Genomic DNA, 17,636 nt, shown 5'->3' with positions numbered 1-17,636 from the left:
TTGAAGTGTTATAGATACGGGATCCCAAGCCCACAGTTTGATATAAACCCGCCCACGGGCACCATGGGGAATGTAACCTTAATTAGTTCCTGATAATAAAAACATACAGAGAGAATAACTATGGCGTCATCAATTAATACCGGTAGCTACACGAGCAGCACTGGCGAAAATGGGTCGGGCAGTTATCGTTTTGCCTTGATCTCATTGACTTCACTGTTTTTTATGTGGGGTTTCATCACTTGCTTGAACGATATTCTGATCCCGCATCTTAAAGCGGTGTTTTCACTGAATTATACTCAAGCTATGTTGATCCAGTTTTGTTTCTTCGGTGCTTATTTTCTAGTCTCAATCCCTGCGGGTAACTTAGTGAAAAAGCTGGGTTATCAAAAGGGAATTGTTACTGGTCTCGTGATTGCAAGTATTGGTTGTGCGCTGTTTTATCCTGCGGCGGCCCTCGCTACTTACAACTTGTTCCTCGGTGCATTATTTGTTTTGGCATCAGGCATCACAATCCTGCAAGTGGCAGCCAATCCTTATGTCAATGCCTTAGGCAGTCGCGAAACTGCGTCGAGTCGTTTGAACTTAACGCAAGCGTTCAACGCCTTAGGCACAACGGTTGCACCGTTTTTTGGTGCTATGTTAATTCTTTCTGTTGCCAGTTCAGTATTAGGCGATTTAGCCCAAGCGAGCGCTGAAGCAGAAGTGGTTAAACTGCCATACCTGTTACTTTCTGGCGCCTTGGCAATTTTAGCGCTGATTTTTGCGAAGTTAGATTTACCTGTGATCCGTGAGCATGATGAAAGTGTTCAAGGTGAAGTTCAGACCCATCTAGGTAAAACCAGTGCCTTACAAAGCAAGCACTTAGTGCTCGGCGCTGTGGGTATTTTCGTGTATGTCGGCGCAGAAGTGTCTATCGGTAGCTTTTTAGTTAGCTTCTTAGGTGAAAGCCATATAGCGGGTATGCCAGAAGCTGAAGCCGCCCATTACATCGCCTATTATTGGGGTGGCGCTATGGTGGGACGTTTCATTGGCTCTGTGGTGATGCAAAAAGTACCAGCAGGCTCAGTGCTTGCATTTAATGCTTTTATGGCGGCGCTACTTGTGGTTGCAGCGATGACAACCAGTGGCAGCATTGCCATGTGGGCAATCCTTGGGGTGGGATTATTTAACTCGATTATGTTCCCAACGATCTTCAGCTTAGCGCTTCGTGATTTAGGTCCACACACTTCACAGGGCAGTGGCATTCTGTGTTTGGCGATTGTGGGCGGCGCGATTTTGCCTTTATTCCAAGGCATGTTAGCGGATAATCTTGGCGTTCAGCTCGCCTTTATTCTGCCCGTGATTTGTTATGGTTTTATCCTGTTCTACGGGGCTAAAGGCTCAAAAATGTAATGGGTTAAACTGACTGTGGCAAAAAAGCGATCTTAGGATCGCTTTTTTTTATGGCTTTAACCTTAACTCGGCGCCAGCGCGCTTGCGTATTAAGGCCTGACCTCCTATGATCCTCCGGTTTTATCATTCATGGTGACCTTTTAAATGTTGAATTCTCCGCTTTCTGCCAGCTCGAACGAATTAGTGATCAGTATCTTAACTATGGTGCTGAGCCAAGGAAAACCCTTAGATCGGGCCTATTCTCAGCATTTTTCTGGGTTGCAATTGGTACCCGCCGAGCAGGCGCGTATCGCATTAACGACGGGTGATATCCTACGTCGTTTAAATTTATATTGTTATCTGGCGGAAATTAGTCCAGATGAGATGGAGCGTTTTGGCTCTAAATTGCTTAATGCCTGGCATTTATTTCATGGGCTTGAACTGCCTAAAATGCAATATTCGCTGCAAGTTGATGAGGTGCGTTTAGCTGAGCGTATCGAGCAAGCGAAAACTAAGCCTGTGTTGTGGGACGGTTGCCCTGAGTGGCTCGATGTTATGGGCCGTGAGCAACTAGGTGAGTCTTGGGAAAAAGAGCGCGCCGCGTTAAGTACTGCGCCGAAACGTTTTTTACGCGCTAACGGCCTTAAGGTGACTCGTGATGAACTGGCCGCTAAGCTTGCTGCCGAGTTTGTGAGCACGCTCTGTGTTGATGGGGTTGATTCCGCCCTTGAAGTGACCTCCGATTCAGCCTTGTTCCGTACACAAAGCTTTAAAGATGGCTTATTCGAGCAGCAGGATGCGGGCTCTCAGCGCGTAGCTGCGGCGCTTGATGCCAAGCCAGGCATGAAAGTGATTGATGCTTGCGCGGGTGCGGGCGGTAAAACCTTACACATAGCTGCGCAAATGCAGGGTAAAGGACGCTTGTTGGCCATGGATGTGGAGCAATGGAAACTTGACAAACTCAAAGAGCGTGCCCGTCGTAATGGGGCACACAATGTCGAAACCCGTGTTATCGCCAGCAGTAAAACCATTAAACGCTTAAAGCTCAGTGCCGATAGGGTATTGCTTGATGTGCCTTGCTCTGGTTTGGGTGTATTAAAGCGTAATCCCGATGCAAAATGGCGTGATACCGTAGAGCGTTTACCCGTGTTAATGGAACTGCAAAAACACATTTTGAGCAGTTACAGCCGCATGGTCAAAGTCGGTGGCATAGTCGTCTATGCGACTTGTTCTATCTTCCCTTGCGAGAACCGCGGTCAAGTGGATGCGTTTTTAGCCGAGAACCCCAACTTTCGCCTGATTGAGGATGAAAGTATCAGCCCAGCCGATAGCGGCTTTGATGGCTTTTACCTTGCCAAACTTGAACGTATTCAAGAATAAAGCATTGCTTTTTAGACTAAAGTAAACCTTTTACCGCGCAGGTAAAGGGTTTACTTAATTAACATTAGTGCCTAGAATTTCTTATAAGTTATAAATATTTAACATTGTTAATCAGTATTTATATTGCAACTTTGCTCTTAAGGAAATTATGGCGTACGGCGTTAACCTTCCAGATCTGCTCGATCATGCAGACGTTAAACTCGCCCACAATGTCAGCATAGCTTGTTATAGCAGTATTCTTTCTATGCTGCTCAATGGCGCACCGCTACATGAAATCTTACACGCCTTAGTCTTAAAAATCGAAGCTCAAAAAGTAGGAACTAGAGGGTCTGTGTTACTGCTCAGTGCTGACGGTAAACGTCTGTTATTAGGTGCCGCCCCCAATTTACCCGACAGTTACAATCAAGCCATTAATGGTGTCGAAATTGGCCCCAATGTGGGTTCTTGTGGCACGGCGGCCTATTATGCGCAGCGTGTTATCGTTGAAGATATCGCTCAACATCCTTACTGGGTTAATTATAAAGAACTACCATTACGTGCAGGTCTTAAATCTTGCTGGTCAGAACCTATCAAAGATACTCATGGTAAAGTGCTAGGCACATTTGCCATGTATTATGATACGACAAAGTCCCCAACAGAGCAGGATTTAGAACTCATTTCAGAGGCGGCAAGACTGGCGAGTTTAGCCATTGAACGCAGTCGTGCAATGGAATTTCAACATTTAGCTGTGAAAATTTTTGACCGGTTACCCCTTGCTCTGGTTATTTCCAATTCTGACGATGCAGTTCTCTATGCTAATCCCGCTTTCAGACATATAGTTATTCCTCAAGATACTGATATCGCTAACTTTCACCCTAAGATTTTTTTAGCATCATCCCAATCTAATGAATTAGTGGGGTTATTTGAGCATTTAGCTCAGGACAGAATGTGGCAGGGTGAGTTGGTGGGGCTTAGGGGAAATGGCGAGGAGTTTTATCTTGACCTTATCGTCACGACCTTCCGAGAGTCCAATGGTCAGCAACCCTGTTTTGCATGGCTATTTTCAGACATTAGTGAACGTAAGAAAGCGGCGCAGCTGATTAAGTATCAGGCCAATAATGACTCTCTTACCGGACTTGCTAACCGCAATGCGTTATTTAAGCAGATCCAAGCGTTAATTACCTCCGATAGTTTGACACCCGGCTTTAGTTTTATGTTGATGGATTTAGATAACTTTAAGCAAGTCAACGACACCCATGGCCATGACAAAGGTGATGCACTGTTAGTGCAAGTGGTTAAACAGATCAGCGAGTGTGTCGATGACACTATGGTGTTTGCACGCTTAGGAGGGGATGAGTTTGCCTTGCTATTACCTGGGGTTGTTAACCAGAAAGAATTGGTACAAATTGCAGATACAATTAACAAAAATGTGGCAAAACATTATGTGCTAGCCGATGGAAAAGGCGTTTATAGCTCGGTAAGTATAGGGATTGCACGTTTTCCTGAAGATGCCCTCGATCTTGAACAGTTGTTAAATTGTGCCGATCAGGCCATGTATATTTCTAAGGCAAATGGTCGCAATCGATATCATTTTTTTACTGAACAAATGCAGCTAAATGCCGAGCGTGTTGCTAGCCTTCATAATCAGCTTAAGCAGGCATTAGATCAGCATACCTTCGAGCTTTATTACCAACCTATAGTCAATGCGACCACTGGCCTGATTGTCCGTGCTGAAGTGCTGCTGCGCTGGCAGCATGAGGGAACGTTTATTCCACCCGATGAATTTATTCCTATCGCTGAGAACAGTGGTTTAATCGTTGATATTGGTCGAGATGTTCGCCTTGGTGCTATGCAGACTATTTTAGAGATGCAGGAGCGAAATTGGTCCATTAAGTTATCGGTGAATGTCTCGACTTTTGAGTTTTGGTCCCATGAACTACAAGATGCCTTTGTGGAATCCTTTGCTGCGATTACCGAGCAACTTGAGGTGACTGATTTCCCCTATGACAGATTAACCCTTGAGATCACTGAATCTTTGCTGATGAAGCAGCATACGTATCTTATTGATGTACTTAATGGTTTGCGAGTTAAAGGGATTAAAATTTCCTTAGATGATTTCGGGACGGGTTACTCATCTCTATCTTATTTAGCTAATTTTCCTATCGATCAAATTAAAATCGATAAGAGCTTTATCGACAGATTAGATGAAGGCAAACGTCACGAAGCGTTGGTGGAGGCCATAGTGCGTTTAAGCCATGCGTTAGAGTTAACTGTGACGGCAGAAGGGGTAGAAACAGAGTCCCAGCTTAAATTTGTAATGGCGAATCATATTCAAGAAATTCAAGGCTATTTATTTTATAAGCCTATGCCCAAAGCTGCATTCTTTGCCCTGTTGGCAAAGCAAGCTGAGCTGCATAAGGGTTTTGACGTTTGACCTAGATGTGAGGGCGGCTTAATCAGTGACAGTCTGATTTTAATATTGGGTTTAGATGTAAGGTAATAATTCAAGTTTTAAATATAACACATTGAAACATAATAAATAAAAAGAGCGCCGAGGCGCTCTTTTTATTACTGAAAACAGGTGCTGCACTGAGTCTCTGCGTTCACATTGAGTCAGGTGGCGAGCGCTAAGATTTAGCGGTTATCTGGCTGTTAATCACTAGACTCAAGTATTCAGTAAAATCATGACCGTGATTTTGCAGCATTTTGGGGAACATAGAAATCGGCGTAGAACCTGGGAAGGTATTGATTTCATTTAGTAAAATTTCATTATTCGCGGTTAAGAAAAAGTCGATGCGCGACAGGTGACGCAATTTCATACCTTTAAATGCTTTGATTGCATAGGCGCGGATTTGTTCACTGATCTCAGCTGACACATGCTGTGCCACCACATCGGTGCGTGCTTTACTGTTTTTGGCGTATTTCTCATCGAAGGTGTAGAAGGTGTTGGTATCACAGATGATTTCACCTGGTACTGTCGCCACCACTTCACCGTTGTATTCGTATACTGCGACTTCTAACTCACGGGCTTTAATGGTTTTTTCAACGATAACATAGGGCGCATAGCCGAAAGCATCTTTAAGCACGCCAGCGACTTTATCGCTGTCATCGACTTTATAACAACCAACAGAGGAACCCTGGGAGGCCGCTTTGACGAAGATGGATCCCCATAGTGCTAATGCGGCTTGGGTTTGCTCTATTGCTGCATCGTCGAATTGGTTTAGGAAAATATACGGAGTATTCGGAATACCTAAGGCCGAGAACCACATTTTAGCGGTGATCTTATTAAAGCAGTTACTGCTCGCTTCGGATTCACAGCCGAAATAGGGCAGTTGGATCAGGTTAAAATAGGATTGAATGTCACCTGTTTCGCCGGGATAGCCATGAATGCAGGGAATGACGTAATCGACCGGCCATGGGGCTTTGCTCTCATCGCGGAAGCGAATTTCGCGGCTATTGGTCAGTTCACAATCATCACCCGCAGCGGTGCGGTATTGACCAAATTTATCCAGTTCGACACGCAATACACAAAACTGTTCGGATTTTGCCAATGAGGTTTCAAAATAATTGGCCGACATGAGTGAAATATCGTGTTCGGCACTTCCGCCGCCGCACAGCAAAAGCAGGTTGATCTTAGACATTGTGAGTGATTCCTCAAAGTGAGCAAAATCGGATGACATCGGCCTGTGGCAATACGAATATCATCCTATAGTACAGCCGCTGTCATCTTAGTTTTCTTGCCCCTATGAGTGCAAGGTTTTGCTGACTGATGGCTATTAAGTGGTGAATTTTAACGCATTACATCGCATTGCAAATATGGGGTTGTGCCTTTGTCGGGTTTATTTTGATTTTTGTGGCGTGAGATGGCAATGTCGTTGGACTATTGCTTCGTCACCGTCATCTAAACTGTGCAACCCAGTACGAGTGACATTGACTTTAGGCAGATTACAGCATGGTATCTCATGGTGAATAAAAACATTCGGTTAGCCCGCTTACAGGATACAGATAGTGTGCAGGTATTACTTGAGCAACTCGGTTATTCTTTGTCCCATGCCGCTTTAGCCCAGACGTTAAGCCAATATCAGCATGATTCTCTGCGCCGCAGTGATGAATTACTGGTGTATGAGCAACATAATGCGCAGGGTGACCTGCAAGTTGTCGCTGTGATGGCCTTAATGTTCTTTGATTATTTCCCCGCCTTGAGTCGTATCTGTCGTATAACCGCAATTGTGGTGGATGCCGACATGCGGGGTCAGGGCGTTGGCTCTCAGTTGATTGCCTTTGCGAAAGAGAGGGGAAAGCAAGAGAATTGCCAGTTACTCGAACTCACTACATCGATGCAGCGCATTGCCACACAGCAATACTATGAAAGTATCGGGTTTACCAAAACATCCTTTCGCTACAGCTTAGTTTTGAGCGAACCAAACGGCTAATTCTTGGCTCGAGCGAGCATAAACAGATCCGTTGTCCTTGTGCCTTCGGGTACCGGAAAAACGTTGCAGGTGACATTGATAATTTCAAATTGATTTTAGCAACTGATAATGTCTGGCCTATAACCGATATTCAGTCATCCGAATTTGTACATTAATACCAAAGCTCAGAGTAAATAGTTCAGATCAAAACAGATGTTTAGCCCTAAGTTATAGGCATGATTTTTATGTAAATTCACCATTAACTCTACATCCATCAGTTGTGCTAAGGCCACTGGTCTCGCTTCCCAGCGCGGTGCGTGGCCAGCATCATTACAGTGTGCTAGGTATAAACGTCGCGTACTTTGATGTATGCCAAAATACGTCATATTACAACGCTGGCTAATCGTTAAATAGGGCTCAAAGTCGAGTGCGTATATCTGCATGTCTTTAAATTCTGACCACTTGATATAGCGGGTTTTTTCATAATAACGCTTAGGTAAAGCGGCATCTGGTGCTATGGCGTCAAACAAGGCAATAACGGCTTGTAGATCCTTAAGTGTAATAATGTCCTTTTTAATCAATGTTTAAATCCTTAGTTTCATGGTTAGAGTAAATCTAAAAATCATATCTTAAAATGTAGTTCCTAAAGTGTTCCCCATTGACCACAAAGCTTCATTCACCCCCAAAGGCGGTCGGCAAGACCCGATGCGCGTTGGGTTGCTTGGCTACTGGCCCGCTCGAATACGTGCTGGGTGCCTAAGCAGGTAAAGTGGACTTTAGCGCGGGTGATGGCGGTGTAGACCAATTCTTTGGTCAGCAGTTGCCATTGGGCTAGGCTGGGGCTCGGCGGCAATACTAAGGCCACACGGCTAAATTCGCTGCCTTGGCTTTTGTGTACTGTCATGGCATAACAGGTTTCATGGCTGGGCAAACGGGCTGGCAAGACTTTTAACAGGCTGCCATCGGCCTTGATAAAGTGCGCCATTAAACGTTCGGGTTTATCTTCATCCTGCAAAATCAATCCGATATCACCGTTAAACAGGCCTAAGTTATAGTCATTGCTTTGGATGATAATGGGCCGACCCAGATAAAACTCCTGTAGCGGTTTAATCAGCTTGGCATTGGTCAGTGCTTGAGTCACATACTGATTAATGCCTTCAACCCCATAATCGCCCGAGCGCATAGCACATAGAATACGGTACTGGTTAAAGCGTTCAATGATGTCAGTTGTGCTTGGACGCTTGCTTAAATCACTATTACTCGTATCGCTATTCAAGGCACTGAGATAAGTGCCATATTGTTGGCAGGCTTGCTCCAGCAGTAAATTGAGTCCCACATTATTAGCAGGCTCGCTTACTTTGGCTTGGGTTTGGCTTACGATCATACTGTGTTCTAACCAGCTCAATTCTGCAGGTCCCTGTTGCCATACCTGCAAAATACCTTGAAGATCAGCACGATTGACGGCACTGGCGAGCAGTCCAATCCCTGCATCGCCTTTAAATCTGTGGCTGTGCATTAGCATACATAAGCTATCGCCAAGTTTAGGGGCATTGCTGATATAGGGCGTTAACTCAAAACCCGTTAAAGCACTCAGACGCTCGGCTTGTTCCTTGGAATAGCGCATTTGCCACAGAGCAGGGCTGTTTGACGCTATGTTGTTCTGAGCAAGGTTATTGGGATCTACTGGTATTTTAAGGCCCGCACAAATATCGGCGAGCACAGCGCCAGCCTCAACCGAAGCGAGTTGGTCTTGATCGCCGAGTAAAATCAAACTGGCGTGCTCAGGCAATGCGCTCAGCAATTTATACATCATGGGCAAATCGACCATAGAGGCTTCGTCGACAATCAATAAGTCGAGCCTAAGCGGATTACCTTGATGGTGGCGAAAGTGCGGCGAATTGGGGATCACCCCAAGCAGTCTGTGTAAGGTTGAAGCTTCCTCTGGAATACGTCTCAGAGCCGTTAAAAAGTCTTGGCTATTTCTATTGCGAGCTTCATCAATAACATTAGCATGGGCGCTGAGTTCCTTCGCCAGACGCGCTTTTGAGGCTTTGATTGATTCGCTTAAGCGAGCCGCAGCTTTTCCCGTTGGCGCGACTAAACGGATTTCCTGCTGTGATTCCATTTGTAGCAATAACAAAAGCTTAGTCACAGTAGTGGTTTTGCCCGTCCCTGGGCCGCCAGTGATCACCGACAGTTTTTTACCCAGCGCTGTGGCCGTGGCGACCTTTTGCCAATCAATGGGTGCTGTGTCTTCACTGTTAGTTAGTACATTGGTAGTGAGTGCATGGGGCGCGAGCACATTGGCAGGGAACAGTTGATCTAGCAGTGACCTCAACTTAGCAGTTTGAGTTTGCTCTTGGTGGCTTGCTTCTTCAGATAAGTGCTTAGATACGCTTCCGGACAAGCGAATTAAAGCAGCGGCCACTGAGGTTTCAAATTGATGATAACGTTGTAAATAGAGTCTGCCATTATCAAAAATAAGCGGTTTGTTACTGCCCGCTTGGCCGACGGCATCAAAGGTTTGTAAGGTCTCAGTGAGTGCTTCGAGGCTTAAGGTGATTTTACAATGGCTATTTTGTTCGGCCATGGGATTAAGTGGCACAATATGGGCGAGCACTAGACAGCTGTGCTGTGAAGATAATTGCTGGCTTAATAGCGCACACAGCAAAATAAACAAGGGATGTTGGCTGTCGCTTGGATGTAAGAGACTCATTTCGAGTGCGAAATGCCGATCGAGCGGTGTGAGCAGTCGTTCTTGCTCCCACTGTTTTAACAGCTCTGGCAGCGGCGCTGTAAGCTGAATTGCGCCATGATCTATCCATTTCGCTGCTGTGAGTGAATGTGCATTTAGCCCTTGGGTTGAGCGCATCATGCCGTGACTCCTGTATCTATTGCACGAGCCAATCTGCTGTGAAATAAATTGTCATTAAAAAGTGAATCTAGCGCGAGAATAAGTGCCTTCGGCGGTTTGTCGTAATAAATACCATAGCCGGGATATTGAGCCGACATTCCCCGTAAGAACAAGTAATAACAACCGCCTATGTGGCTGTCGTAGTCATAACTTGGCAGGCGTAAACTCAAATACCTGTGTAGCGCCAATGAATAGAGAATGTACTGCAAATCGTACCTGTGATCGGTTATTGCGCTTTGCAGCGCGCTCTGATGATAGGCATTGATGTTGTCGCCTAAATGATTCGACTTATAGTCGGCGATATAATATTGACCTTGGTATTCAAAGGTTAAATCGATAAAGCCTTTGAGCATGCCCTTGAGATCATCAAACTTAAGTGTCGACTCATAGCCAAACTGCTGCAGTAGCGCATTGAGCTCAGTATCTTTAAGTTCGCTTAAGGGTAAATAAAACTCCATTTCGACTAAGGTATTCTGCGGCGATAACTTGGCTAAGCACAGATCTGGATGAGCAGGTTTGACGGCGCTTACATGCCCCGTGACTTGCGACTCTAAGGCGTGCGGTATCGCGCAGAGCGGTGTATGCAGCACATCCAAATACCAAGTATGTAATACTGTTTGCCACTCGGGCGCGATACCATATTGCAGCATGGCTTTAGGCAATTGCAGCGGTAAGTCGATTTCTGCCTGCGTAAAATCAATCTCTTCTAACACTAAATGCATAAAGCTACCGGCATTGGCGCCGCGCTCAAAGTTAAAGCGATTGAGCATGTCATCCTGCAGATCATGACTTGCCTCATCAGGAATAGAGAGTGTTTGCGCAGCCGTATATTCAAGCGTACCTAATATTTCATCGTCGGCACCCGGAGCGGCTTTACCATGGCTGGTATTTTTAACGAGACCTGAATAACTGCCGACTCGCCACGGCGTGCTGTATTGGCGGGTTAAGGTTTTCGCGCTCAGTATTTGTGCTATGTCTTGGCTTGAGGGCAATGGGCGCTCGTCTATGTCATCGGGCACCTTATCAAGACTTATGGCTTCCACATCTTGAGCGAGCTGCTGCGCAGCATTGCAGATACGGGCAAAGTCACATTCTGAGTCGCCTATGCCGAGCAGATAGCCGATAGCGGTTTCATGCAGCTGACTTTTAAGGCCATTTTTAAGCTGACGACTGTGATTGGCGATATACAAGTAACACAAATACACAGGGCGAGTGAGCGCCACATACAAAAGGCGCAAGTCTTCGGCCAAGGTTTCTTGTTTGGCGCGATCCCAACCCTCATCCGTGCCTTCGATATCCCATACTAGCTCTTGCTCACCTGCATCGTTAGTTCTGTGGTACAGCATAGGCGTCGGGCGGCGGCGATTATCACGGGCTAGGCTGACAAAGGGCACAAAACACACGGGATACTCAAGGCCCTTACTCTTATGGATAGTAACGATCTGCACCAGATTCTGCTCGCTCTCGAGGCGCAGCTGCTGTTCATCGGTTCCCGTGTTATCAATCAGTTGCTGTTCATACCAATTGAGTAGGGCACTCATACCATCAAGTTCGGTGGCCTTTTGCTGTAATAGTTCGGCAAGGTGGCGAAAATCCGTTAAACGGCGCTCGCCATTCGTGGCATCTTGCTCTTGAGCATCTACCTCTGCACTGGCGGTGTGCAGTAAACGGTCAATTAGTTTAGTGCTATTGGCAAGGCTGAGTAGCGCGGGCATGATGCCGCGTTTCTGCCACACTTGGTGCAAGTTAAAAAACTGCTCTAATAATAGCTGTCTGTGCTCTTCATCTTGGTTAAAGGCATGGATTTGCTCGGCGCTATAACCTAATAATGCCGTGGCTAGGGCGCTGCGCAGTGCCCGTTCATCTTTAGGGTTCGCCAGAGATCGCAAAATTAACGCCATTTCCCGCGCTTCAAGGGTATCGAGCACACTGTCGCGACTTAAAAACACCGCGCCTATGTGGCGTTTACTTAATGCGGTTTTCATCACTGCCGCTTCGTTGCGATCCCGCACTAGGATAGCGATGTCTTTAGCGATCAACGGCCCTTTAGGGCTGTGGCATTCGCCATTGGCCGCATCTGTCAGTAAATGGGTAATTTGTGCCGCCGCGTCTTCTGCGAGCAAGTGTCTTGCCGTGGTTTTGTTGAGGCCGTTTTCTGCGCTTTCGCTTAAGAGTCTTAATCTTAAGGCGGTAGGATTGGCGGTTTTTTCAGTGAGGATTTTCCCTTTAGCACTGCTGGGCGTTTTCACGCTATCAAAGGGGATCGATTGACTGATAAACGGATCGTGATGCTGGCTAAACAGATGATTAACCCCAGCGACCATGTTTGCGCTTGAGCGGTAGTTGGTATCCAGATGATAGTGGGCCTGCGTATGATGACGGGCCTCAATATAGGTATGGATATCGGCACCGCGAAAGGCATAAATGGCTTGCTTAGGATCGCCAATCATCAACAGGCTAAGCTTATTTTCTGTATCGTTTTTGCTTTGTTCAAACGAGTAACGGTCTTGGTAGATGCCAGAGAAGATCGCAAATTGCAGCGGATCGGTATCTTGGAATTCATCAATAAGTGCGACGGGAAAACGTGTTGCCACGGCTTTGGGCAAGGTTTCATTATTGGCGTTTAACGCGCTCGCTAATGTCGTGAGTAAGTCATCTGGGGTCAGCACATTTTTTTGTTGTTTTTGCTGGGCAAATCGCTCGCTTATGCCGAGTTTCGCGCTATATAAAAATGCTGGTTTAATGGCGGCAATCAATGTGGCGAGTTGCTCCATATGATCCATCAGCGGTGCTTCGCTCACACTTGGGATGACGCCGCCCTTGTTGAGTTTTAACTCAGACAGCGATAAGGCTTCTAACTCTTTCAGCGGCGGCAACCCATGACCGAAGGCGAGCCAGTTATCTAATGCATCGAACATGGCGGCGAGCTTGGGGTACTTATCCGTTGCTTTGCCAAAGCGGGTGCCGTTGAGTGGCAAACTGTGTAGCAATGCCAATAAGCCATCGCGTCCCCTTGGCCAAGCTAATTTAAAGCGCTCTAAACTTTGGCGTAGTGACAGGGCTAAGGCATCAAACTTAAGCGCGGGTTTCAGAGGCTTTGCTTGACTGGCGCCAAGGAGCGGTCGCAACTGTTTGACTAAACCATCGGGCTCGCCAAATTCTTTGGCAATGATTTGCGCTAAGTAATCGGGCAGCGGATAACAGGCCTCACGCCAAAAATCCCGCACGGCATGGTGCAAAAATTCGCTGTCGTCCAAGGTAAAGTCCGATTCGAACAGTAAGGAAGACTCAAAGGCGAGATCCGATAAAATTCGCTGACAGAAACCGTGAATGGTAAAAATCGCCGCTTCATCGAGGGATTTAAGGGCGAGATCGAACCGTCTCAAGGCAATGGCGCGTTCACTCTCTGGGGTGTTGTCATACAACGCCTGTACAAAGGGATCGGCAATCGTTAGCCCTAAGAAGCACTTAAAGGCGACTTGAATACGCCGGCGAATACGATCTCTTAACTCTTCGGTGGCCGCATTGGTGAAGGTGACTACGAGAATTTGTTCGCAGGTGAGCGGCGCAGGAATGCCATCACCAAGCAATAAGCGTAAGTAAAGACCTGAAATCGTGTAGGTTTTACCTGTGCCAGCGCTGGCCTCAATAAGACGACTACCGCCAAAGGGCAGAGTGAGAGGATCAAGCGCTTGTGGTGCAGACTGTAAGGCTTGCGTGTTCAACGGCATTTGTTCACTCATGCTTGCTCTCCCTGTGCGCTATTGCGGTTCAAATGTGGTGCGAGAGCTTGTGTGTCAGTCGCGTGTTCATTAGCAGGGCCTTGGCTCATGCCATCGTTTAGCGCAAATTCCTCAAGCTGAGCCAGCGTGTCTTTGAGATATAAACTCACCATAGGGCGATAGATACGCTCGGCTAATGCGCCAAAGCTATCCTCAGAGAAATCCCGCGGGAAGCTGAATAATCGCTGGTAATGGGGCTCATTTCCTTCTCCAAAAGCAGCTTCACCCAATTGACTCTGCTCATCTAACCATTCGGGTAACGCTTGCTGCAAACGCTCATCGTGCTCACCCTCGCAGCTGACGTAGGCCAGTGACGTGCGCGGCATAAAACATAGTGGGTGTTGTTGGCCTTGGTAAAACAACACCAACAAATCGGCCAGTAACACATGGGCGCGCTCAGCAGTGATTGGAGCCAAGGCGTGGAAGTGCCCCATGTCGAGTAGATAGCTTGCATGTGTGTGGCCCATTGCCATTAAACACAGGTGGCGAAGGTACAACCTCAGCACATCGCGGCCGTGGGCGCTACCAGGGCGGTAATTGACTAATCCCTTAGGACTTATGTCATCAATACGGCCTTGCAGTAACACTTGCTGGGAGTTACCCGCCGTGATGGGCAAGTCAAACACGAGTTTAATATCGGCGTGACTGCTGGCTTGTTCTCCCTTGAGGAACAAGGTTCTGCCAATCAAAGGTTTAATATCATGCTGATATTGGCGCAGTAGCAAATCATCGAAGGGCTGCATGGGCAAAGTGCCACTGGCTTTGAGGCGTTTAATCAGTTCAATATCGGGCTCAGTTAGGCCTTGGCCTATGGCATCGTCGAGTAACTTGGCCTGTAACATATAGCGCTCTAGGGCATTCAAGCTAAAGGGCTCGTCATTATCATCGGCCTGAATATTAAGGCTGAGATCGACTTTAAGCGTTCGGTTGAAGAAGTACTGCGCCGGATTTCGAAAGAAACGGATCAGGGCAGACACATCCACTTGCTTGCTTTGCTGTTGTTCGTGCACAGAAGCGGGCTGTGCCTCTGTATCTGGCACTGAGTCTTGTTCCTCCGCTTCGAGCATGATGCGAGTTTGCGCGCCGATAAAGCGGCCCGCATGTGTGCCCGCAGTGTCCGTATTGGGCGGACACCATTGCAGGCTGTAACTTTGGCCTATGCCCGAGTTATTTTGGGTTCTGCTTGATCCATCTATGTTTGAGCTATCTTCGCCATCATTTTTTACTGAGGCTTGATACAACTTAGGATCGAAGGGTTGCAGTGGCTGGTGGCTGACAATCGCGTTATAGAGGGCTTTTTCGGCATCCTCTGGGTCTATGGGGCTTGAAGTTTTTTGCGATTGAGACAATAGCGTTTCAGGCAGATAGCACAGCTGACAATATTCAATCAGTTCAGAGACGAGCATAGAGGCGATACGCTCAGAGTTATCCCGTTCGCTGCGGCCAATATAGCTGATATACAGTTGTTCCCGCGCCGACAATAAGGCTTCTAAAAACAAATATCTGTCATCGAGGCGGCGGGAGCGATCGCCTTTACGGGCACCGAAATGCGCCATTAAATCAAAGCCGACGGGATGTTGAACCCTAGGATAAACCCCATCGTTCATGCCGAGTAAACACACAACCTTAAAAGGAATCGAGCGCATCGGCATCAAGGTGCAAAAGTTCACGCTTCCCGCAAGATAACGCTGGCCGACCCGAGATTCGGTTAAGCGTTGATTAAACCACTGCTGCAGCACTTCGATACTGAGGCTAAGTCCGCTTATGTTCTCTTGGGCTAGCGGCGCTAACGGGCTTATATCTAAAGAAAAAGCTAACGGTGAGGTATCTAATGGCCTGCCCGCCGATAGTAACTCTTGCTCTAGGGCGGCAATGGCATCGCGGATTTCCTGTAATTGTTCGCGTTCGTCTTCATCGGTGTCGTAGAAGGCATCTAGTAGCTCAGTTAATTCCGCTAAACGCAGGGCGCCCACTTGCGGCAGGGCGAGTATTTGCGCCGTTTCATCGAGTACTTCAATAAAATTGAGTAGCTTACCTAACGCCTGCGCCGATTGGCCTTCGATGCCAGTGACGACAAGATGGTCTTGGTAGAGCGGCGCATCGTCACTCAAGGCGTAACCTAAAATCAGCCTTTTAATACCAAAGGCCCACGAGTTTTGCTCAAACGCTGGCACACCTTGTTTAAGGCGGCTTTGTTCATCGCGGCCCCAGCGCACGCCCGCTTCATCTAACCAGCGGCGGATCAGTTGCAATTCATCGTCATCGAGCTGGAAACGGCGCAAAATGGCGGGCACTTCGAGTATGCTCAAAATGTCGGTCAGACCAAAACGACTCTGATTAATTCCAAGTAAATTTAAAAAGCTATTGATGAGCGGTGATTCCTGCGCTGCGCCGCGATCGGCAATGGCGTAGGGAATGTAATGCAGGCCTTGCTTCGCCGAGAAGACGGCATCGATATAGGGTGCGTAGGCGGCGACATCGGGCATCATGACCACTATGTCTTTGGGTGTCAGGTCGACATTATTGCTGAGTAACTCAAGCAAGTGATCGTGCAGTGTTTCGACTTCCCGCAGTGGGCTGTGACAACTCTTGACTCGAATGGATTCATCGTCGCGCTTAAGCAGGCGTCTGTTCTCGACATTTTGGTACAGCTCGGCATCAGGCCCTAGTACTCTGTCTAAGGTTTGCATCTCTAAAATATCGTATTGCACGCCGTGGAGCATGCTGGCATGACTGTGTGGCGAGTTGGGATCGTCACAGGGTTCACAATACACATCGTCGCCAAAGTCGCAGTGTTCGGCGGGGAGCTCAAGCAGCATATCGAGTAATTCACGGCCCATCTTGCCGTTATTGGCAAGCAGCGGATTGCCTACTTCGAGTTTATCTTCCCACAGCTCGGCTAATTGGCGTTTACCCGCATATTGCACCGCCATGCGAGCCCGATTACGGGGATCAACAATGTCGCCCCAATAGTGCTGACACGGGCTTAAGCCTAGTACGATCACATCGATACGACTTGCTAGATGGTAAAGCACTTCAAGGGTTTGCGGCGCCATTGAGGAAATGCCAAACACAAATAAGCGTTGTGGCAATTTGGCGAGTGACGTGTCGGGATGATTCAGCGCTGCAATTAAGTCACTGTGCAGGTTGGCCCTGTGGTAATGGCTTTGATTAAGCTCATCACGATTAAAGGCAATCAGTGCGCGCCATAAAATGGGTTGCCAGCGTTGGTCTTCATTCAGCGGCTTTGTGAGTGAGTCGGGCTGCTCGTTTTGCTCCCACGCTAAAATCCAATCGGGGCGATACACTAAGTATTGGTCGAAGATATCGGCAATGCGGCCACAGAGTTGGTATAGCTTAATATCGTCAGCCGTCATATCACGGGTGTTGTGCTGTTCACTCGCGTCGGCGGCATTTGTGCTGGATTGCTGATGACTTAGATAGTGTCTCAACGGCCCAAAGGCGTCATTTTGTAGCATGCGCGGTAAGAGTTGCATCAGCTTCCACGTCATTGCCGCCTTAGTGAAGGCGTTATCCTTAGGCACATTGGGCAATAAGTCATGGCACAACTGCCAGGTAAAGCTCGATGGCAGCGGGAATTCCAGTGCGGCAGCAATTCCATTCTGTTTGGCGATTTCGAGGCGTAGCCAAGTCGACATGCCGGGACTCTGTACCAGAATATGCTCGTTACTCAGTAGACGTGCAAAAGCAAGGGGTTGGGTCAGGTAAGCGGCTAAATGGGCGCAGAGCACTTCCATCTGATTGGACTGGATTAACTTTAGCATGTGCAACTCGGCA

Annotated in this window: 9 protein-coding genes; 4 read left to right on the top strand and 5 right to left on the bottom strand. The window is 47.4% G+C overall.

The window, feature by feature from the left end; all coding sequences use genetic code 11:
- The first annotated feature begins 120 nt into the window (after positions 1-120).
- The 3 genes from L5M38_RS04235 to L5M38_RS04225 all read left to right on the top strand — a co-directional run bounded on the left by L5M38_RS04235 (position 121) and on the right by L5M38_RS04225 (position 5,164).
- A complete protein-coding gene (locus tag L5M38_RS04235) occupies positions 121-1,392 on the top strand; it encodes a sugar MFS transporter (protein WP_263178435.1) in 1,272 nt (423 codons plus the stop codon).
- Positions 1,393-1,536: 144 nt separating this feature from the next.
- On the top strand, positions 1,537-2,751 hold the full coding sequence (locus L5M38_RS04230; protein ID WP_131524969.1) for an RsmB/NOP family class I SAM-dependent RNA methyltransferase: 1,215 nt from the start codon (positions 1,537-1,539) through the stop codon (positions 2,749-2,751).
- 148 nt (positions 2,752-2,899) lie between these two features.
- The gene (locus tag L5M38_RS04225) at positions 2,900-5,164 is read left to right on the top strand and encodes a GGDEF and EAL domain-containing protein (protein ID WP_263178434.1); all 2,265 of its coding nucleotides are present in this window, start codon (positions 2,900-2,902) and stop codon (positions 5,162-5,164) included.
- 193 nt (positions 5,165-5,357) lie between these two features.
- Here L5M38_RS04225 and L5M38_RS04220 read toward each other — a convergent pair whose 3' ends face one another.
- A complete protein-coding gene (locus L5M38_RS04220) occupies positions 5,358-6,371 on the bottom strand; it encodes a D-alanine--D-alanine ligase (protein ID WP_263166286.1) in 1,014 nt (337 codons plus the stop codon).
- Between the two features lie 321 nt (positions 6,372-6,692).
- Between L5M38_RS04220 and L5M38_RS04215 the strand changes: the two genes are divergently transcribed.
- Positions 6,693-7,163: a GNAT family N-acetyltransferase gene (locus L5M38_RS04215; protein WP_263166283.1), complete on the top strand. Its 471-nt coding sequence runs from the start codon at positions 6,693-6,695 to the stop codon at positions 7,161-7,163.
- A gap of 164 nt (positions 7,164-7,327) precedes the next feature.
- Here L5M38_RS04215 and L5M38_RS04210 read toward each other — a convergent pair whose 3' ends face one another.
- From L5M38_RS04210 to recC, 4 genes are all read right to left on the bottom strand, one after another.
- Entirely contained in the window at positions 7,328-7,723 is a 396-nt protein-coding gene (locus tag L5M38_RS04210) for a hypothetical protein (protein ID WP_263145770.1), read from the bottom strand.
- Between the two features lie 95 nt (positions 7,724-7,818).
- The gene (gene recD, locus L5M38_RS04205) at positions 7,819-10,017 is read right to left on the bottom strand and encodes an exodeoxyribonuclease V subunit alpha (protein WP_263178433.1); all 2,199 of its coding nucleotides are present in this window, start codon (positions 10,015-10,017) and stop codon (positions 7,819-7,821) included.
- A complete protein-coding gene (gene recB / locus L5M38_RS04200) occupies positions 10,014-13,799 on the bottom strand; it encodes an exodeoxyribonuclease V subunit beta (protein WP_263166279.1) in 3,786 nt (1,261 codons plus the stop codon). The genes recD and recB overlap by 4 nt, the downstream gene beginning before the upstream one ends.
- Complete coding sequence (gene recC / locus L5M38_RS04195; RefSeq protein ID WP_263178432.1) at positions 13,796-17,623, bottom strand: exodeoxyribonuclease V subunit gamma; 3,828 nt, start codon at positions 17,621-17,623, stop codon at positions 13,796-13,798. Before recC ends, recB begins: the two co-directional genes overlap by 4 nt.
- Positions 17,624-17,636: the final 13 nt, after the last annotated feature.

The organism is Shewanella sp. SM101 (genome assembly GCF_025654465.1).
Taxonomy (GTDB): Bacteria; Pseudomonadota; Gammaproteobacteria; order Enterobacterales; family Shewanellaceae; genus Shewanella; species Shewanella oncorhynchi.
This window is presented reverse-complemented; position numbering and strand designations above follow the sequence as displayed.

Excerpts from the sequence above, each read along its gene's own strand:
- L5M38_RS04225 (WP_263178434.1), top strand. The coding sequence starts at position 2,900 with ATGGCGTACGGCGTTAACCTTCCAGATCTGCTCGATCATGCAGACGTT.
- L5M38_RS04235 (WP_263178435.1), top strand. The coding sequence starts at position 121 with ATGGCGTCATCAATTAATACCGGTAGCTACACGAGCAGCACTGGCGAA.
- L5M38_RS04220 (WP_263166286.1), bottom strand. The coding sequence starts at position 6,371 with ATGTCTAAGATCAACCTGCTTTTGCTGTGCGGCGGCGGAAGTGCCGAA.
- L5M38_RS04230 (WP_131524969.1), top strand. The coding sequence starts at position 1,537 with ATGTTGAATTCTCCGCTTTCTGCCAGCTCGAACGAATTAGTGATCAGT.
- L5M38_RS04215 (WP_263166283.1), top strand. The coding sequence starts at position 6,693 with ATGGTGAATAAAAACATTCGGTTAGCCCGCTTACAGGATACAGATAGT.
- recC (WP_263178432.1), bottom strand. The coding sequence starts at position 17,623 with ATGCTAAAGTTAATCCAGTCCAATCAGATGGAAGTGCTCTGCGCCCAT.
- recB (WP_263166279.1), bottom strand. The coding sequence starts at position 13,799 with ATGAGTGAACAAATGCCGTTGAACACGCAAGCCTTACAGTCTGCACCA.
- recD (WP_263178433.1), bottom strand. The coding sequence starts at position 10,017 with ATGATGCGCTCAACCCAAGGGCTAAATGCACATTCACTCACAGCAGCG.